Source organism: Microbacterium sp. CCH5-D1, assembly GCF_001557335.1.
GTDB classification, from domain to species: Bacteria; Actinomycetota; Actinomycetes; order Actinomycetales; family Microbacteriaceae; genus Microbacterium; species Microbacterium oxydans.
Map to the genome: position 1 here is coordinate 104277 of NZ_LSJW01000243.1, position 17652 is coordinate 121928.

General features: G+C 67.4%; 18 protein-coding genes. 10 read left to right on the forward strand and 8 right to left on the reverse strand.

Translation table 11 applies throughout. From position 1 onward, the window contains the following. Nucleotides 1-53 precede the first annotated feature (53 nt). The 6 genes from AX744_RS14580 (at nucleotide 54) to mutM (ending at nucleotide 5150) form a co-directional block, all read left to right on the forward strand. Nucleotides 54-2228: an ATP-dependent DNA helicase RecG gene (locus AX744_RS14580; RefSeq protein WP_061017638.1), complete on the forward strand. Its 2175-nt coding sequence runs from the start codon at nucleotides 54-56 to the stop codon at nucleotides 2226-2228. 30 nt (nucleotides 2229-2258) lie between these two features. Beyond that, nucleotides 2259-2756, forward strand: coding sequence for a pantetheine-phosphate adenylyltransferase (gene coaD, locus AX744_RS14585; RefSeq protein WP_046748450.1), 498 nt, complete (start codon nucleotides 2259-2261; stop codon nucleotides 2754-2756). 71 nt (nucleotides 2757-2827) lie between these two features. Then, the gene (locus AX744_RS14590) at nucleotides 2828-3376 is read left to right on the forward strand and encodes a YceD family protein (protein ID WP_046748451.1); all 549 of its coding nucleotides are present in this window, start codon (nucleotides 2828-2830) and stop codon (nucleotides 3374-3376) included. Nucleotides 3377-3378: 2 nt separating this feature from the next. Next, nucleotides 3379-3588, forward strand: coding sequence for a 50S ribosomal protein L32 (gene rpmF, locus AX744_RS14595; protein WP_017830754.1), 210 nt, complete (start codon nucleotides 3379-3381; stop codon nucleotides 3586-3588). Between the two features lie 10 nt (nucleotides 3589-3598). Continuing rightward, nucleotides 3599-4291, forward strand: coding sequence for a ribonuclease III (rnc, locus tag AX744_RS14600; RefSeq protein WP_046748452.1), 693 nt, complete (start codon nucleotides 3599-3601; stop codon nucleotides 4289-4291). Beyond that, a complete protein-coding gene (gene mutM / locus AX744_RS14605) occupies nucleotides 4284-5150 on the forward strand; it encodes a bifunctional DNA-formamidopyrimidine glycosylase/DNA-(apurinic or apyrimidinic site) lyase (RefSeq protein WP_061017640.1) in 867 nt (288 codons plus the stop codon). Before rnc ends, mutM begins: the two co-directional genes overlap by 8 nt. Before the next feature lie 18 nt (nucleotides 5151-5168). Here the strand turns inward: mutM and AX744_RS21065 are convergent, their stop codons facing one another. The 6 genes from AX744_RS21065 to AX744_RS14635 all read right to left on the reverse strand — a co-directional run bounded on the left by AX744_RS21065 (nucleotide 5169) and on the right by AX744_RS14635 (nucleotide 9723). Further along, complete coding sequence (locus AX744_RS21065) at nucleotides 5169-5390, reverse strand: hypothetical protein (RefSeq protein ID WP_061017642.1); 222 nt, start codon at nucleotides 5388-5390, stop codon at nucleotides 5169-5171. A 24-nt stretch (nucleotides 5391-5414) separates the two neighbouring features. Next, nucleotides 5415-6104: a hypothetical protein gene (locus tag AX744_RS14615; protein ID WP_197429243.1), complete on the reverse strand. Its 690-nt coding sequence runs from the start codon at nucleotides 6102-6104 to the stop codon at nucleotides 5415-5417. A 27-nt stretch (nucleotides 6105-6131) separates the two neighbouring features. Beyond that, entirely contained in the window at nucleotides 6132-7454 is a 1323-nt protein-coding gene (locus AX744_RS14620) for a permease (RefSeq protein WP_061017646.1), read from the reverse strand. Beyond that, on the reverse strand, nucleotides 7451-8146 hold the full coding sequence (locus tag AX744_RS14625; protein WP_046748454.1) for an ABC transporter ATP-binding protein: 696 nt from the start codon (nucleotides 8144-8146) through the stop codon (nucleotides 7451-7453). The genes AX744_RS14620 and AX744_RS14625 overlap by 4 nt, the downstream gene beginning before the upstream one ends. A gap of 101 nt (nucleotides 8147-8247) precedes the next feature. Next, entirely contained in the window at nucleotides 8248-9327 is a 1080-nt protein-coding gene (locus AX744_RS14630; protein ID WP_061017648.1) for a GNAT family N-acetyltransferase, read from the reverse strand. 111 nt (nucleotides 9328-9438) lie between these two features. After that, nucleotides 9439-9723 carry a hypothetical protein gene (locus AX744_RS14635; protein ID WP_061017650.1) on the reverse strand — a complete coding sequence of 95 codons (285 nt, stop codon included), beginning with the start codon at nucleotides 9721-9723 and terminating at the stop codon, nucleotides 9439-9441. Between the two features lie 528 nt (nucleotides 9724-10251). Here AX744_RS14635 and smc point away from each other — a divergent pair. Genes smc through AX744_RS14650 form a run of 3 tightly spaced genes read left to right on the forward strand, consistent with a single transcriptional unit; the run spans nucleotide 10252 to nucleotide 15277 of the window. Further along, on the forward strand, nucleotides 10252-13803 hold the full coding sequence (smc, locus tag AX744_RS14640; RefSeq protein WP_061017652.1) for a chromosome segregation protein SMC: 3552 nt from the start codon (nucleotides 10252-10254) through the stop codon (nucleotides 13801-13803). Nucleotides 13804-13859: 56 nt separating this feature from the next. Then, complete coding sequence (ftsY, locus tag AX744_RS14645; RefSeq protein WP_045265192.1) at nucleotides 13860-14732, forward strand: signal recognition particle-docking protein FtsY; 873 nt, start codon at nucleotides 13860-13862, stop codon at nucleotides 14730-14732. 44 nt (nucleotides 14733-14776) lie between these two features. After that, entirely contained in the window at nucleotides 14777-15277 is a 501-nt protein-coding gene (locus AX744_RS14650; RefSeq protein WP_046748457.1) for a DUF2004 domain-containing protein, read from the forward strand. 33 nt (nucleotides 15278-15310) lie between these two features. On the opposite strand, the gene lipA is transcribed toward AX744_RS14650, so the two are convergent. Together lipA and lipB are read right to left on the reverse strand one after the other, a co-directional pair. Further along, complete coding sequence (gene lipA / locus AX744_RS14655) at nucleotides 15311-16300, reverse strand: lipoyl synthase (protein WP_046747083.1); 990 nt, start codon at nucleotides 16298-16300, stop codon at nucleotides 15311-15313. Next, entirely contained in the window at nucleotides 16297-16950 is a 654-nt protein-coding gene (lipB, locus tag AX744_RS14660) for a lipoyl(octanoyl) transferase LipB (RefSeq protein WP_061017677.1), read from the reverse strand. The genes lipA and lipB overlap by 4 nt, the downstream gene beginning before the upstream one ends. Before the next feature lie 97 nt (nucleotides 16951-17047). Here lipB and AX744_RS14665 point away from each other — a divergent pair, with 97 nt between their 5' ends. Next, nucleotides 17048-17632: a TetR/AcrR family transcriptional regulator gene (locus AX744_RS14665; protein WP_046747082.1), complete on the forward strand. Its 585-nt coding sequence runs from the start codon at nucleotides 17048-17050 to the stop codon at nucleotides 17630-17632. Nucleotides 17633-17652: the final 20 nt, after the last annotated feature.

Here is a 17652-nt window from a genome sequence, read left to right on the forward strand (position 1 = left end):
GATACGACAGCTCGAGTGCCTGCCGTGTCCGTCGTGTTCCCTAGACTCGGAGCATGTCGCTCACGCTCGATTCCTCGTTGGAGGACGCCATCGGTGCGGCGTCGTCCAAGACGCTCGGTCGGGCCTTCGGCATGAAGAGCGTCGGCGACCTCCTGTCCCACTACCCTCGCCGCTACGCCGATCCGGGAGAGCTGACGCCCATCCGTGACCTCCCGCTCGGCGAGACAGTCACCATCGTGGCCGAGGTGCTCTCCTCGAGCTTCCGACGGATGCGGAACCGTCCCGGTGCGATGGTCGACGTCGTGATCGGCGACGGCATCGGACGCATGTCTCTCACGTTCTTCGCGAAGAACGTCGGCGCGGCGGAGTGGCGCTCGAAGGATCTGGCAGTCGGTCGTCGCGGTGTGTTCTCCGGCAAGGTCGGGGAGTTCAACGGCGTGACGCAGTTCGCCCACCCCGAGTACGAGCTGTTCGATGATGAGGACGCCGCCCGTCGCAGCGCCGACGCGCGCGCCACCGTGCCGATCCCCATCTACCCCGCCACGTCCGCGATCCAGACATGGCAGATCGCCCGACTCGTCGGTCGGGTTCTCGACGACCTGGCAGACGCGCCCGATCCCCTGACCGCGGAGATCAGGGAGCGCGAAGAACTGCTCACCGCGCGCGAGGCGCTGGAGCTCGTGCATCGACCGCGGACACGGAACGACATCGATCCGGCCGTGCGGACGCTGCGAATGCATGAGGCCCTCACCCTGCAGACGGCGCTCCTGCAGCAGCGCGACGCGATCCGGGCGCTGGCCGCCACGTCTCGCCCCTCGATGCCCGGCGGGTTGCTCGAACGTTTCGATGCAAGCCTCCCGTACACGCTCACCGCCGACCAGGAGACGGTGGGACGACAGATCGCCGCGGACCTCGTGGGCGCCTGGCCCATGAACCGTCTGGTCCAGGGAGAAGTAGGCTCCGGCAAGACCCTGGTCGCTCTGCGGGCGATGCTGCAGGTGGCGGAGAGCGGCGGCCAGGCCGCCTTGATCGCGCCGACGGAGGTGCTCGCGGGGCAGCACCTTCGCTCGATCACCAAGATGCTCGGTCCCGATCTCGCGCCGCTGTTGATGCCGACACTCCTGACCGGTCAGATGCCGGCGGCCGATCGCCGCAAGGCAGCCCTGCGGGTCGCCTCGGGTCAGGCACTGATCGTCGTGGGTACTCATGCGCTGCTGGGCGAGAAGACCACCTTCGCCGATCTCGGTCTGGTCGCCGTCGACGAACAGCATCGGTTCGGCGTCGAGCAGCGCGAGGCGCTGCGCGCGAAGGGATCGAGTCCGCACGCGCTGGTGCTGACCGCGACTCCGATCCCGAGAACGGTCGCGATGACCGTCTTCGGCGATCTCGACACCTCCGTGATCCGCACCATGCCAGCCGGGCGTGCCGGCATCGAGTCCTTCGTCGCCCCGCTCGCAGAACACCCGGGGTGGTTCAACCGTGTGTGGGAGCGCGCCGCCGAGGAGATCGCCCAGGGACGGCAGGTCTTCGCGGTGTGCGCCGCGATCGACACGGCCAAGAAGACGACAGAGGCGGGGGAGCAGCAGGCACTCGCTCCGGAGGGAGCGTCAGGGCCGCGCTGGGGCGTGGTGCAGCTCGATGAGGCGTTGGCGACCCATCCGACACTGGGCGGACTGCGGCGTGCCGTGCTCCACGGTCGTATGCCAGCGGATGAGAAGGATGCCGTGATGCAGTCGTTCGCACGCGGTGACATCGATCTGCTCCTGGCCACGACCGTGATCGAGGTGGGCGTCGACGTGCCGAACGCGTCGACGATGATCGTCCTCGACGCGGACCGGTTCGGGGTCTCTCAACTGCATCAGCTCCGCGGCCGGGTCGGTCGAGGCGGCGTGCCAGGGCTCTGCCTGCTCGTGACCGAGGCCGAGGCGGGCACGCTGGCCCGTGAGCGCGTCGACGCGGTGGCGGCGACTCTCGACGGGTTCGCCCTGGCGGAGGTCGATCTCGAGCTGCGCGGCGAAGGCGACGTGCTGGGCGCCGCGCAGGCGGGCGTTCGCTCCTCTCTGAAGCTGCTCAGGGTGGTGAAGGACGCAGGGCTGATCACCCGTGCACGCGAGGTCGCGGAAGGTATCCTCGCCGCCGACCCGCAGCTGGCTGATCACCCGGGTCTCCGCGAGGCCATCGGGCGTCGGGTGAGCGACGAGGATCGGGCGGCGCTGGCGAAGAACTGACGGGGAACCGGCGTGCCCTAGGCTGGAACCATGAGCAGCCGGATCGCCGTCGTCCCGGGTTCCTTCGATCCGCCTACCCTGGGTCACCTCGATGTGATCCGGCGCGCCGCGGCCCTCTACGACGAGCTGCACGTGCTGGTCGTGCACAATCCGGGCAAAGAGGCGATGCTCCCCATCGCGCAGCGGCTCTCGTTGCTGGAGAGGTCGATCGCCGACGACGGCATGCAGGGCGAGATCGTGATCGGTTCGTGGAGCATGGGGCTCTTGGTCGACTACGCCCGTGACGTCAACGCGGGAGTGCTCGTGAAGGGCATCCGCTCGCAGATCGATGTCGCGTATGAGTCACCGATGGCGATCGTCAACAGACACCTCGCCGGCATCGAGACGGTTTTCCTCCTTCCCGACCCCTCGCACGCCATGGTCTCGAGTTCCCTCGTCCGCCAGGTCGCGTCTCTCGGTGGCGATGTGAGTCCCTTCGTTCCGCCCGCGGTCGCTGCATTCCTGGACACGGGATCCCGAGGGATCTGAACCTCTCGCCTGGACGCGGATTCAGGACGACAGCGTGCAGCGGCCGGTAGCATGGGAGTGTGCGCTCTCGAATGAACGGCCCTTTTGTGCTCCCCGTCCGTGACATCGTCCGGCGTCCGGGGGAGATGCGGGAACACGAGTTCACCGTCGCCCTCGCCGAGTCATGGGGTGAGGGGATCGTGTCGTACGAGGCCGGCTCCGAGCTCGATCTCGATGTCCGCCTCGAGTCGGTGCACGAGGGCATCCTCGTGTCGGGAATCGCCGAGGCCGAGTACGCCGGCGTGTGCGGAAGATGCCTGATGGACATCACTCGGCCCGTCGAAGTCGAGTTCCAGGAGCTTTTCGCGTATCCTGGTGAGGAAGAAACTGACTTCGAGGTTCAAGACGACCACGTGGATCTTGAAACTCTCGTCAGGGATGCGGCCGTACTGGCACTTCCTTTTCAGCCGGTGTGTCAGCCGGATTGCCCGGGTCTCGACCCGAAAACGGGTGAACGACTGACCGTGAGCACCGGAACGGAGCAGGCCGCTCCCATCGATCCTCGGTGGAGTGCGCTCCAGAACATCACAGACCAAGACGGCACGGAAGAATCTCGTGCCGCCGAGAAAGAAGAGAGCTAGTCATGGCTGGTAACCCCCCGAAGCGCAAGGTATCCCGTTCGAACACCCGCTCGCGTCGCGCGCAGTGGAAGGCGGCGCCCGTCGCGCTCGTCAAGACCATCGAGAACGGCCAGGTCGTCTACAGCCGTCCTCACCAGGCCAAGGTCGTCACCGACTCGCAGGGCACCGAGCTCTTCCTGGAGTACAAGGGCCGCAAGGTCGCCGACGTCTGAGTCGCGTACCGTGACGGAGGTCCCCGGGGGGACGAGACCTCTCCCAGAAAAGCTCCGCGTCGATATCGACGCGGAGCTTCTGGAGTTGGCCCTCACCCACCGCTCCTACGCGTACGAGCACGGCGGCATCCCGCACAACGAGCGGCTCGAGTTCCTCGGTGACTCGGTGCTCGGGCAGGCGGTGACCGTCATGCTCTTCACCACGCATCCTGATCTCGACGAGGGCGAGCTGGCGAAGCGACGAGCCAGCGTCGTGTCGACCGTCGCCCTCGCCGAGGTGGCTCGGGGCATCGACCTCGGCAGCCATCTGCTGCTCGGCCGCGGCGAGGAGCAGACCGGCGGTCGGGACAAGGACTCCATCCTGGCCGACACCATGGAAGCCGTCATCGGCGCGACCTACCTCTCGGCAGGTCCTGACGCTGCCACGGAACTGGTGCTCCGACTGACGGAGCCCCTGCTGGCTGACCCGGAGCGCTACGGTGCGGCCATGGATCCGAAGACCAGCCTGCAGGAGCTCGCCGCCCGGCTCGGCGCCACCCCGCCTCGCTACTCGGTCGAGGCGAGCGGACCAGACCACGACCGTCGTTTCCTGGCCACGGTCAGCGTGGGCGACGTGAGCATGACGGGTGCCGGCAGCAGCAAGAAGACCGCCGAGATGGCAGCAGCCCTCAGCGTGTGGCGTACCCTCAGCGAGCGTGCCTGAACTTCCCGAGGTCGAGGTCGTCCGCGCAGGCCTCGCACCGGCCGTGATCGGATCGACCATCACCGCGGTGAGCGTGTTCGATGAGCGCGCCCTCACTCGTCACGTGGCCGGTGCCGCTGACTTCGTCGCTCGCCTCGAGGGACGCATGTTCACCGACGCATCGCGCCGCGGGAAGTTCCTGTGGCTGCCGCTCGATGACGAGGATTCTGCGCTGATCGGGCATCTCGGAATGAGCGGTCAGATGCTATTGCGCGCGCCCGACGCGGGGGCCGAACGACATGAGCGGGTGCGGATCGGAATCGAGCATCCCCGGCACGGCGAGCTCGCGATCGTCTTCGCCGATCAGCGCACCTTCGGATCCCTCGCCGTCGACGCGCTGATCGACGACGGCGGATCGCGGATCCCGACTCAGGTGGCGCACATCGCTCGTGACCCCCTGGATCCGGCATTCGACGACCGTGGCTTTCGAGCAGCTCTGGGGCGACGGGGGAGTGCGATCAAGCGTGTTCTCCTCGATCAGGGTGTCGTGAGCGGGATCGGCAACATCTACGCAGACGAGTCGCTGTGGGCAGCGCGGATACACCCCGAGACGCCGGCCGATCGTCTGTCGACGCAGGCCGTCCGCAGGCTGCTCGCCGAGGTCCGGCTCGTGCTCGCGAAAGCCCTCGCCGAGGGCGGAACCAGCTTCGATGCGCAGTACGTCAACGTCAACGGCCAAGCCGGCTATTTCGCGCACTCGCTCAACGCCTACGGGCAGCAGGGCAAGCCCTGCCCGCGGTGCGGAACGCCCATCGTGCGCGAGAGCTTCATGAACCGCGGCTCTCACTTCTGCCCGCGCTGCCAGCGGCTTCCGAGATAGCGCGGATCGAGAGGCTCATCAGGAATAGCAGCTGAGTGGCGTGATCACAGAATCGTTATCAGCGCCCATGAGCGGGGCGCCTGCCCAAAGCGGCTCGCCCGCATGGGCGACCTGGACGTCGCGGAACTCCCAGAAGGTGTCCGGGACCCACACGAGAGTCGTCGGATCGTCCACGTTCACCGGCATGGGTGACTCGCGTTCTCCGTAGTTCGCCGAGGCCTGATCCACCATGCCCACCACTCCGTGATCCACGACGCCGCCCCGTCACGATGTCGAGTACAGCCCGCCTGAAGGGGCGATGATGTACGTGTAGGCGTCGACGAAGTCGGGCCAGTCCCAGCTCTTCCGTGGTTCGACCCAGGTGAGCTCCCGGATCGGCTCGGGCCATCGCGTGACTTCGGCGACCGGTACGGAGACGCTGCTGCAGGCCGGAATCCCCTCCAGGTCGAAGCGAATCGCATCGAACCGATCCCAACCCTCGGTGCTTCCCACGAGCCAGGTCGTCGTGGACATGATCGCGCTGCGGGACCGGTTCTCCAGGACGAACATGCCTTCCTCGACCGACACCGTCACAGCACCGACCGTCGCCCAATCAGATGTGCGCTGAAGCGCTTGAGTCTGTGCTTGGGCTGACTCTGCCTGAGCGTAGAGGGGGGCGAGCTGAGCCATTGAGAAGAACAGCGTTCCTAGAGCAGCGAGGGCGCTGCCGATCGCGGTCACGCCGCCGACCCACACCCATGTACGCGACCTCTTGATGCTCGAGACTTCCGCGACCAGGCCAGCCACTTGTTGCTGCAGCGCGTGGTTCTTGCCTGCTTCGTGCTTCATGGCCGACGCAAGAGTCGCTACTTTCTGTTCGAATCTCGCTTGTGCTCGGCGTCGACCTCTGAACGTCATCCCCCACGGATACCACAGCCCGCGGCGACAGTTCTCGCCACACCCCGGCAGGCTCACCGAAACCCCATCGAGGCGGCACGGTATTCACGTAGCCACGAAGGAACGCTGCAGGAGCGGACGGGTCGCCCACGTCGTCGCCCAGACGACACCGATCCCGACGGACACCACGAGCGCGATGGTCAGCAGCGACTCTGGTGCCGTGATCAGCGCGATGCCGACCAACGGGAACACGAGGATCGCGGCCACGAGCGCGGAGCCGATCGCGGTCACCAGCAGCGGCGACATGATCGCCCGCCGCCGCGCCCTGTCCACGGTCTCGAGCGGCATGCCGAGGTGATGCAGACTGCGGTGCAGCTCGCGCTGGTCGAGGACGTCTGAGGCCTGGTTGACCCCGACCGACGCCGCGACCATCAGGAAGGAGCCGATGAGCGTGATGATGAGACCGGTCCGGATGTCATCGGCGAGCGCGATGTCGGCGGCAGCGGCATCGGAGGTGCTCATCATGCTCATGAGCGCGACTCCGGTGCCGGCGAAGACGGCCATGAAGCTCGCCATGGCGATACCACCGACCTGCCGCCAGGCCGCTTTCGGCGAGTCCAGCACGATGCGGGCTGCGAGCAGTCGCTCCGGTCGCTCGGCTCGACGGAGCTGCCCTGAGGCGACCACCTTGAGCACCCACGGCCCGACGAGGTTCAGCACTGCCAGCACGGCGCCGAAGAGGCCGGCGAGTACGACGATCGTGAGGACGAGTCCGCCCACGGAAGGGAAGACCTTGATCAGCACGAACGCGACGGCGATCGCACAGACGGCGAACACCGCCCGGATCCAGTGCACCTTGGGAACATCGGTGCGTGTGCGCACGCCGAGCGGTGAGATGACGACACGACGCAGACCGATGATCGCACTCGTCGACGCGAGGGCGAGCACGGCCGCCACCACGAGGGCCGTCTGCGTCGGCGGGAGGACGACGGCACCGAATCCGAGGGCTTCGCCGCGGAACGGGATGAGTCCGATGAGGGGGCTGAGGGCGACGTGCGCGACGACACCGACCAGGGCACCGGCCGCGGCGACGAGCACGGATTCCGCCACGGTGGCGACGGTCACACCCGCCGGCGACACACCGAGCAGACGGAGCGTGGAGAGTCGTTCGTCGCGTCGACGCGCGGAGAGTCGTGCTGCCGCTCCGCCGACGGACATCAGCGGGACGACCAGCAGCACGAGGGCGATGGCCGCAAGGGCTTGATACAGAGGAGCGAACTCGTCGGTCCATCCCCAGAACGACTGCGCCCCGCCGATGACGGTGAGGACCAGCGTCGTGACCACGGCGAAGGCGACGACCGGCAGAGCGATAACGCTGCCCTGACCGGGAGCGGGGCGAAGCAGGAGGGCGAGCACATTGCGGTTCATGCGGTCACCGCCGACGAGATGATCCGTCCGTCGCGCACTGCGATCGTTCGCGTGCACCGAGCGGCGACCTCGGCGTCATGGGTGACGACGACGAGGGTGCGGCCCTGTCCGGTCGTGGACCACAGGAGCGCGTCCATGACCTCCGAGGACGTGGTGGAGTCCAGCGCTCCGGTGGGCTCGTCCGCGAAGACGACCTCCGCGCCGGTGGCTTGGGCGCGTGCGATGGCGACGCGCTGTGCCTGCCCACCCGACAGCTCGCCGATCCGGCGGTCCTCCATCCCGGCGAGTCCGAGAGCCGCCAGCCAGGATGCCGCGTGCTGCACGGCGTCCTGACGTCGGATGCCGTTGATCATCGAGGCGAGGGCCACGTTCTCCACCGCGGTCAGCTCGGGGATGAGAAGGCCCTGCTGAAAGACGAACCCGAACTTCTCGCGTCGCAGTCGTGAGCGCGCTGACTCTCCGAGCGCGGTGACCTCGATAGCGGATCCCTCGGCGGGGCGGAAGACGACTCCGCCCGCGTCAGGTGCGGTGATCCCCGCCAAGACGTGGAGGAGAGTGGTCTTCCCGGAACCGGAGGCTCCCATGATGGCGACGGACTCACCGCGATGGATGGCGAGGTCGACGCCGGCGAGGGCGCGTGTCGACCCGAAGTTCTTGCTGAGGGCGTGGGCTTCGATCACGGGGATGTTCATGATTCCAGCCTCGCCGTCCCGCCCGGCTCGGTCGTCGCCCGGGCGGATGACGGTGCGGGCTCGACGTCATCCCGGAGAATGAGATCGTGCCCGCACCCTCGTCAGAGCTTCTTCTGCCATGCCCCGGCGTAAGAGACCGGCACGAAGCCGATGGCCTCGTTGATGTTCAGCATCGGCCGGTTCTCCTCGGCGTTGAAAGTGGAGACGACGGTCGACTCCGGCATCAGCTCGCGCCAGCGGAGCAGGTTGGCGCATTTGACGATGGTTCCCAGACGATGGCCACGGTGGTCCTTGCTCACCAGCGTTCCGAACTGGTGCGTCACACCCGTGCGATCGGCGGCGATGAGGAGTTCGTTGTACGCGACGATGGTCCCGGACGGGACATGACGCACTGCCGCCACGGAGACAGCCTGCCCGGCGCCGAGCAGTCGCGCCTCACGCCGCACCACCCGCTCGGCGTCCCAGACCTCTTCGACGAAGTCCATGTCGCCGCTGGGTGCGTCCGTGGACAGCCGGGCGAGCACAGCGGCGAACCCTGCCCTCAGCTCCGGAGGCGTGGGCATGTCCCATTCGAGCAGCGCGTAGTCTTCGCCAGCCAGAGCGATCGCGTCGCTCAGAGCCGTGCGAAGCAGGTCCGAGTCGCCTCGGAGGTCGTACTCACTGTTGCGCTCCACCTGTTCGAGGACGAAACCGCGTGCCTCCACGAGGTCGGAGAGCGGCGTCGCCGGTACGCGCCCCCAGCCCGTGCGGGGAATCAGCATCCGTTCGCTCTCCTCGGGACGGTGCAGACTCCAGATCTGCAGGACACTCCGACCGTGCGCGCGCGCTTCCGCCTCCGCTGTGTCGAGGAGCGCCTCTTCGACGCCACGGCCCCAGTGGGCCGACGGAACCAGCAGGTCGATCTCCGCGGCGTGAGCATCGGCTTCCTGGGCGAAGGAGATCGTCACCATGCCGACGATGTCGCCGTCGATACGGGCGACGAAGCCCACGTCGAGTGCATCCGTGTCGTCCTGCCAGTTCGGCAGCATCTGCGCGGCATCCGGTGCGAGGTCCGGGAGGCCCACCTGCTCATCGCAGACGCGCCTGTTGAGCTCGCCGAAGGCGAGGAACTCGGCGGCATCCTCGCTCTGGAGGCTGGCCGGGACGACCAGCGGCGTGATCGTGGTTTCCATGGTCTTCATGTCTGTTCTTCCGTGCGGGGTGTGTGGAGGGGATTGTGATGGGACGGCGCCCGCTCGCGGGTGAGGCGAGCGGGCGCCGTCGCGGAGATGCTCGTCACGGCCTCGACGGTCTCAGCGCATGCCGCGCTGCATGTCGTACGTGAGCAGGGCGTACGACTCTGCGGCGGAGCGATGACGCTGCTCGCCGAGGAGGAACAGGTCGGCCGGATCGATGCGCAGGCCGCGACGGGTGTGCCGCGGACGCTGTGCCCTCTGGAAGAGCCAGAGGCCGATCCTGAGGGAGAGACGATCTGCCATCGAAAGGCGACGCAGTTCATCGGGGCGGGGAATCTGGAGGACCTCGTGGTCCTCGATATCGGGCGGGTGGATGTCGCTGCGGTGCAACGTGGTGTTCACGGTGGTTCCTTCGGAAGTGATGGTGATGATGGGTGCGGAAGCACCGCACGTCGGCTGCGGATGCAGCTGCGAACGGTGCGGGAGAGCAGGCGTCGACGCAGGCCGAAGAGGCGGCCAGCGGATGCGGGATGTGCCGAGATCTGCGGGGCAGATCTGCGGAGGGGGCGCGAGAGAAACGGCCGGACTGGACCTACGGGAGGTCTGGAGAGTCGGGTTGCGGTTCTACGAGAGAGCGCTCATGCGGACGCCGGCGGTTACCGAGAACGCAGGGCGCGGCGCAAAGTGCGCGGGCGCGGCGAGGCCAGTGGCCTGTGCGTTGAGCTGAGTCGTAATCATCGGTAACCTCCTTTCGTGTGGCGATCCGGAGGCCACCGTAGCGAACCCGCGAGAGCCACGTCAAGCACATACTGTTCCGCTCGGCGTGTCGCCGGCCTCTCGAGTTCGCCGTCGACCCGCGCGGGATGAGGCTCCAGGCCCGGAATTCCGGTAGCGTAGCCGCGTGATTCTCCCCGGACGAGCGGTGCCCGTATGCATCTGAAGAGCCTGACGCTCAAAGGGTTCAAGTCGTTCGCGCAACCGACGAGCTTCGTCTTCGAGCCCGGGGTCACCTGCATCGTCGGGCCGAACGGTTCCGGAAAGTCGAACGTCGTCGACGCGCTCGCCTGGGTGATGGGCGAACAGGGTGCGAAGACTCTCCGCGGCGGGAAGATGGAAGACGTCATCTTCGCCGGCACGTCGACACGCGGTCCTCTCGGTCGGGCCGAGGTGCAGCTGACGATCGACAACTCCGATGGGGCGCTGCCGATCGAGTTCGCAGAGGTGACGATCAGTCGCACCCTGTTCCGCAACGGTTCGAGCGAGTACGCCATCAATGGCGAGGGCTGTCGTCTCCTCGACGTTCAAGAGCTTCTGAGCGACTCGGGACTCGGACGCGAGATGCACGTCATCGTCGGCCAGGGACGTCTCGACACCGTGCTGCAGGCGTCGCCCGAGGACCGCCGAGGATTCATCGAGGAAGCGGCGGGAATCCTCAAGCATCGACGTCGCAAGGAGAAGACGCTCCGCAAGCTCGATGCGATGGAGACGAATCTCACCCGATTGAGCGATCTCGCGGGCGAGATCCGGCGGCAGCTCAAGCCTCTGGGAAGACAGGCCGAGATCGCGCGCGAGGCGCAGACCATCGCCGCCGTGGTGCGTGATGCCAAGGCGCGTCTCTTCGCGGACGACGTGGTTTCTCTGCGTGCCGCTCTCGCTGACCACACTCGGACCGAGCACGAGCGCCACACCGAGCGTCTCGTTCTGTCCGACCAGGCGGAGACGGTTCGCGCGAGCATCGCGCGGCTCGAACAGGATCAGAATTCCGTCGCCGTGGACGAGGCGCGCAGCGTGGCGTTCGGTCTTGAGCAGGTGCAGGAGCGGATGCGCGGGCTCTACACGCTCGCGAATCAGCGCCTCGCGCTGCTCGGCACGGACGACGACGATGCCGCGGTCACCGCGATCACCGTGACACAGGCCACGATCGACGAGGCGAGAGACGAGATCGACACGATCTCTGCGGGACTGGGTGACGCCCAGGACGCGGCAGCCGCCGCGAGCCGAGAGGTCGTGCACGCGCGCGCGGAACTCGACACCCTCGATGTCGACATCGCCGAGCAGAGCGCGCTCGTCTCCCAGTACGACATGCGACTGTCTGCCTTGCGGGGATCCGCCGAGGCTGCGGCGTCAGCTCTCGCCGCGGTCCGAGGGGCGGTTCTCCGCCAGGAGAACGCCCTCGAGGCCGCGAACGCTCGTCGGCGGGAAGCGGCTGAGGCACTGGAGTCCATCGACGACGCCGAGGCACCGGAGGGTACGGCCGTCGAGCATGCGGCGGCATACGAGAGCGCGCAGCGGGCCGCCACGGCGGCGGAGACCGAGCGCGAGTCGCTCCGGGAGCGTCTGCACTCGGCTGAGCGTGAAGTCGACTCCTTGACCGCCAAGACATCCGCGCTGAGCAGCGCTCTGGCGCTCTCCGGCGGTGCGGCGGAGATCGTCAGCGCCGGAGGACGTGGCGTCCGCGGCCTGGTCGGCGATGCCGTGCAGGTACGTGCCGGCTATGAGGCGGCGGTGTCCGCGGTCCTCGGGCCGCTTGCGGAGGGCGTGCTCATCGACACGGCGTCTGATGCCTTCGCGATGGCCGTCGAATCGGCGCAACAGCGCAGGGGAGTGGTGGACTTCGTCATCGCCGACTCGCCGCGACCGCACGCGGCGTTGCCGTCCCTGGCAGGCGTCGTGCCCGCCGTCGACGTCGTTACCGCCCCCGAGGGAGTGCTGGGCATCCTGTCGCATGTGCTGATAGCGGATGACCTCGACTCGGCCAGAGCGGCGCGGTCTGCACTCGATGCGAAGGGGGACACCGGGACCACCATCGTCACCCTCGGCGGAGACGTGATCACGGCTCAGACCCTTCGCACCGGCTCGGGCGGTGAGCGCTCGCGTCTCGAGCTCGCGGCTGAACGCGATGCCGCAGCCGAACGCTTGGCGGAGATCCGGATCGTGGCGGACTCGCTCCGTGAAGCTCGTCGGGATGCCGACGAGGCGGTCGAGACGACGAGACGGCAGGCCAAGGAGGCTCTTCGAGCGCTCCGCGAACACGACGCTGCCCTCGCCACGCACGCGGAGCAGGTCAACCGGATCACCGTGCGACACGAATCCGCCGTCGCGGAGTGCGAGAGGCTGGAGACCGGGCTCGCGCAGGCGCAGTCCGCCGTCTCCGAGGCGGAGGAGAAGGCGGAGGCGGCGAAAGCGGCATTGGACGAAGCGATCGCAGCGCCGCGGCCGGTTCTGGATGCATCCGCACGGGACGGGCTCCTCGAAGCTCTCGAGCTGGCACGTGAGGGCGAGGTGCGGGCTCGACTCGAGATCGAGACCCTGCGCGAGCGCGTCCGCGCCGCGCAGTCCAGGGTCGCGAGCCTGGAACGGCAGCGCGAGCAGGAACGTGACGCTGCGGCTGAGGCGGCCCGACGCGCGGTCATCCGCCGCGCGCAGCGGGAGTCGGCCTCAGGCGTTGCGGACGAGTTGCCGCGCATCCTCGATTCGCTCGATCGTTCCGTAGCCGAGGCACGTCTCGCGCTCAAAGAGGCCGAGGCCGCTCGGTCGGCCCAGAACCAGGAACTCGTCGGCCTCAGGGCTCAGGAGGCATCGCTGCGCGAACGTCTGACAGGGCTCACCGAGAGCGTGCACGGGCTCGAGCTGCAGATACACGAGAAGAAGTTGCACCTGAACAGCCTGCTGGAGCGGGTCTCCTCTGAACTGGCCCTGGACGAAGATATTCTCATCGCGGAATATGGTCCTGACCAGCTCGTCCCGCGCGATCCGACCGCGACGACAGCGGCGGACCGAGACACCGGAGACGGCGCCGCGGTGATTCCTTACGATCGCCGCATCCAGCAGCGCCGTCTCGCAGAGGCAGAGCGCAAGCTGGCGCAGCTCGGACGCGTCAACCCCCTGGCCCTCGAGGAGTTCGCCGCGCTGGAGCAACGCCACGCCTTCCTCACCGAGCAGCTGGCCGACCTCACTCAGACGCGACAGGACCTGCTGACGATCATCGCCGACCTCGACGAGCGGATGCAGACCATCTTCGCGAGCGCCTTCGAGGACACGAAGGAGGCCTTCGGCCAGGTGTTCCCGCTGCTGTTCCCGGGGGGAACGGGCAGCATCTCGCTCACAGATCCCGACAACATGCTGACCACCGGCATCGAGGTGTCGGTCCGTCCTGTGGGAAAGAAGATCGAGCGCCTGTCGCTGCTGTCGGGCGGCGAGAGGTCGCTCGCGGCGGTGGCTCTGCTGGTCGCGATCTTCAAGGCTCGGCCGAGCCCGTTCTACATCCTCGACGAGGTGGAGGCAGCTCTGGACGACGCGAACCTCGGTCGTCTGCTGACCGTGTTCGAGCAGCTGCGGGAGAGTTCGCAACTCCTCGTCATCACGCATCAGAAGCGCACGATGGAGATCGCTGATGCGCTGTACGGCGTCTCGATGCGGCAGGACGGCGTCTCGGCGGTCGTAGGACAGCGGGTCGGCGACCGAGCTGCGGCCGCGGTCTGACCGAGTCCATCGGCGCGCACACCTTCCATCCGCTGAGCACCCCGTAGGCTGGTGGGATGGCGGAGAAGTCCTGGTCTCTTGGTCGTGCACTGCGCGGCATGTTCGTCAAGCCCACCATCGATGAGACGACCTGGGAGGATCTCGAGACAGCGCTCATCACGGCTGATTTCGGCCCTGACATCAGCGAGCGCGTCGTCGACGAGCTGCGCCAGAAGGTCGACCGTTACCGGACGACCGACCCCAAAGACCTCCAGCGCATGTTGCGGGAGACGCTCGAGGAGCACTTCGCGAAGTTCGACACGACGCTGAAGCTCACCGAGCGTCCCGCAGTGGTCCTCGTCGTCGGCGTCAACGGCGTCGGCAAGACCACAACCATCGGGAAGTTCACCAAGTTCCTCCGGGGGTACCAGCGCAGTGTAGTGGTCGGTGCCGCCGACACGTTCCGCGCAGCAGCGGTCGATCAGCTCGCGACTTGGGCGCAGCGCGGTGGGGCGGCGATCGTCCGTCCGCAGCAGGAGGGTCAGGACCCCGCCTCAGTGGCATTCCAGACGGTCGAGTATGCGAAGCGCGAAGGCATCGAGATCGCGATCATCGACACGGCGGGCCGCCTGCACACGAAGGGCGGCCTCATGGACGAGCTCTCGAAGGTCCGGCGCGTGATCGAGAAGCAGGCGCCCATCAGCGAGGTGCTGCTCGTGCTCGACGCCACCACGGGCCAGAACGGCGTGATGCAGGCGGAGGCATTCCTCGAACACGCCGGCGTCACCGGACTCGTCCTCACCAAGCTGGACGGGTCGGCCAAGGGCGGCTTCGTGCTGGCCGTGCAGGAGCGCACGGGCATCCCGGTCAAGCTGCTCGGACAGGGCGAGGGGATCGATGACCTCACCGGTTTCACCCCTCATGTCTTCGTCCAGTCGCTGGTCGGTTGACGACGGGACTACCGCAGTGAGCACGAGGCTGGTTTCATAGCGTTATGGCGATCGAACACGACTACTTCGGACTCCTGTCCTCGGGCCCGGACGGATCGATCTTCTGGTCGGAGACCGTGGAGCTCGGTGATCAGAGTGTGACCGTGGACCTGACCGCTCCGGACCAGGACGACGTCTCGTCCGATGCGCTCGACATCGCCGCCTCGCTCATCGCGGGCCTGGAGAGCGTCGACGACACGGCGCGTCGAGGCATGCTCGCAGAGGTGGACGACCGCACCAGCGAGGTCACCGAGTACATCCTTCAGCAGCAGGAGGCGTACGGCGATGACTTGCCCGACGTGCTCGTCGACGTGTCGGGAGACGCCGCCGTCGACATCATCCGCTCGCTCCGGCTCATGAGCATGACGATCCTCGCCGACGAGCATGGGGGCTCGGAACCGTTCGCGGTGCTCGAGTACGCGCTCGACGACAGCTCGTCAGATGACGTCCTGCTCGTCAACCTCGGCTCCGACGGCAGCGTGCAGTCGGTGATGAGCGCGGACTAGCCGCACGAGCGGATACCCCGGGCAGCGACGAGGTCAGACGGCCTGGGCGAATCCGAGATCGGCGCTCGCTGCGATGTGGGAGAGGTGCGCGGGGATCTCGCGGCCCTTGGACGTCATCGACTGCGCCCACAGGCGCCCCGCCCGGTAGGAGGAGCGCACGAGCGGACCGGCGAGGACGCCGAGGAAACCGATGCGCTCGGCTTCCTCCTTGAACTCCACGAACTCCGCGGGCTTCACCCAACGAGAGACCGGGTGGTGCCGCGGTGTCGGGCGGAGATACTGCGTGATCGTGATGATGTCGCAGCCGGCATCGTGCAGATCGTTGAGCGCCTGCACGACCTCCTCCGGCTCCTCGCCCATGCCCAGGATGAGGTTGGACTTCGTGATGAGCCCGGCGTCGCGGGCTTGAGTGAGCACGTTCAGCGAGCGCTCGTAGCGGAAAGCGGGTCGGATGCGCTTGAAGATGCGGGGAACGGTCTCCACGTTGTGCGCGAACACCTCTGGTCGAGCGTCGAAGATCTGGTTGAGGAAAGCCGGATCGGCGTTGTGCTCGTTCGCGAGCAGCTCCACCCCGGTGTTCGGGTTGAGCTCGTGGATCTTCCTGACGGTCTCCGCGTTGAGCCAGGCACCCGTGTCGGGCAGGTCGTCACGGGCCACGCTGGTCACGGTCGCGTACCGGAGGTTCATCCGCTGCACACTCTCGGCGACGCGGCGGGGCTCGTCGGTGTCGTAGTCAGCCGGCTTGCCGGTGTCGATCTGGCAGAAGTCGCAGCGACGCGTGCATTGCGACCCGCCGATGAGGAACGTCGCTTCGCGATCCTCCCAGCACTCGTAGATGTTCGGACAGCCGGCCTCCTGGCACACGGTGTGCAGGTCTTCGCTCTTCACGAGCGAGTGCAACGCCGTGTACTCCGGACCCATCTTCGCCTTGGTCTTGATCCACTCGGGCTTGCGCTCGATCGGTGTCTCGGCGTTGCGGATCTCCAGACGGAGGAGCTTCCGGCCCTCGGGTGCGGCGGTCATGCGTGGGCTCCTGACAGTTCGGGGGTCGAGTATTCGGCGAGAAACGCACGGGTCACGGCATCGACGAGGTCACGGGGCGAAACGGAGGATCCCGTGACCTCGCTCACGGTCGTGACACCCGCGTCGGTGATGCCGCACGGGATGATGCCGCGGAAACCGGCCAGGGAGTTGTCGCAGTTGATGGCGAAGCCGTGCATCGTGACTCCTTGCTGCACCCGTACCCCGATCGCGGCTACCTTGTCCTCGGAGAGCGGGCGGCGCACCCAGACGCCGCTGCGGCCCTCCACCTGATAGCCGTCGACTCCGAGCGGGCGCAGCACCTCGATGAGCAGACGCTCCAGTCGGCGCACGTGGGCGACCACATCGATGGGCTCGCCGAGGCGGACGATCGGATAGCCGACCAGCTGTCCTGGGCCGTGCCAGGTGATCTTGCCGCCGCGATCGACGTCGATCACCGGCGTGCCGTCGTGCGGACGCTCATGCGGTTCCGTGCGCTTGCCCGCCGTGTACACGGCTTCGTGCTCGAGCAGGATGAGGGTGTCCTGCCGAGTGCCTGCGACCACGTCGGCATGGACCCGGCGCTGAAGCTCCCACCCGTCGAGGTACGGCACCGGCGTAGGAACGAACCCGGGCGTGAGGATCTCGAGCATCACAGAACCGCCTTCGGTGTAAATGGACTGAGAGCAACAATACTCCTTCGGGTCGAGGACGGCGTTCTCGATCCGCGCCGCGCGGTAGCGTGAGTGCATGAGTTCGACGGGGAAAGCCGGGCGCCCGAAGGCATCGTCACGGGAGACGCTCGCCGAGGCTGCGTGCGAGCTCTTCTTGGAACGCGGTTACGCTGCCACTTCGGTGGCGGACATCACGCAGCGCGCCGGGGTGAGCCGTTCGAGTTTCTTCAACTACTTCGCTTCGAAGAGCGACGTGCTGTGGTCAGGAATCGACGAACGGGTCGGTGAGGCTGTCGAGTCTCTCCGGGGCCTGGGCCGGGTCGCGACGGGGGAGTCGGTGCGGGAGATCCTGCTGCGGGTCGTCCACGACTTCGCACCGGATCCGCTTGCTCTCGCCCTTCGCAACGCGGGGGCGATGGGGCTGGAGGACGAGCTCGTGCGCGACACCGGCCTGCGAATGGCACGCTTGTCCGCTGCCGTGTCGCTCGCGGCGTCCTCGGCGGGCGTGGACGTGATCCGGGCCGACATCCTCGGGGCGGCGCACGCGGCTGCGGTGCTCTCGTCGCTGCGCGTGTGGGCAGAGCAGGGCGCGGGGCGCGGAACGCCGGAGACCGTGTTGCGGGAAGCGCTGGCGATGATTCACGACCTGCCCTGGTCCTGAGCCCGCACGGCGCTGAGCGG

Excerpts from the sequence above, each read along its gene's own strand:
- AX744_RS14580 (WP_061017638.1), top strand. The coding sequence starts at position 54 with ATGTCGCTCACGCTCGATTCCTCGTTGGAGGACGCCATCGGTGCGGCG.
- coaD (WP_046748450.1), top strand. The coding sequence starts at position 2,259 with ATGAGCAGCCGGATCGCCGTCGTCCCGGGTTCCTTCGATCCGCCTACC.
- AX744_RS14590 (WP_046748451.1), top strand. The coding sequence starts at position 2,828 with ATGAACGGCCCTTTTGTGCTCCCCGTCCGTGACATCGTCCGGCGTCCG.
- rpmF (WP_017830754.1), top strand. The coding sequence starts at position 3,379 with ATGGCTGGTAACCCCCCGAAGCGCAAGGTATCCCGTTCGAACACCCGC.
- AX744_RS14620 (WP_061017646.1), bottom strand. The coding sequence starts at position 7,454 with ATGAACCGCAATGTGCTCGCCCTCCTGCTTCGCCCCGCTCCCGGTCAG.
- AX744_RS14625 (WP_046748454.1), bottom strand. The coding sequence starts at position 8,146 with ATGAACATCCCCGTGATCGAAGCCCACGCCCTCAGCAAGAACTTCGGG.
- AX744_RS14630 (WP_061017648.1), bottom strand. The coding sequence starts at position 9,327 with ATGAAGACCATGGAAACCACGATCACGCCGCTGGTCGTCCCGGCCAGC.
- smc (WP_061017652.1), top strand. The coding sequence starts at position 10,252 with ATGCATCTGAAGAGCCTGACGCTCAAAGGGTTCAAGTCGTTCGCGCAA.
- ftsY (WP_045265192.1), top strand. The coding sequence starts at position 13,860 with ATGGCGGAGAAGTCCTGGTCTCTTGGTCGTGCACTGCGCGGCATGTTC.
- AX744_RS14650 (WP_046748457.1), top strand. The coding sequence starts at position 14,777 with ATGGCGATCGAACACGACTACTTCGGACTCCTGTCCTCGGGCCCGGAC.
- lipA (WP_046747083.1), bottom strand. The coding sequence starts at position 16,300 with ATGACCGCCGCACCCGAGGGCCGGAAGCTCCTCCGTCTGGAGATCCGC.
- lipB (WP_061017677.1), bottom strand. The coding sequence starts at position 16,950 with ATGCTCGAGATCCTCACGCCCGGGTTCGTTCCTACGCCGGTGCCGTAC.
- AX744_RS14665 (WP_046747082.1), top strand. The coding sequence starts at position 17,048 with ATGAGTTCGACGGGGAAAGCCGGGCGCCCGAAGGCATCGTCACGGGAG.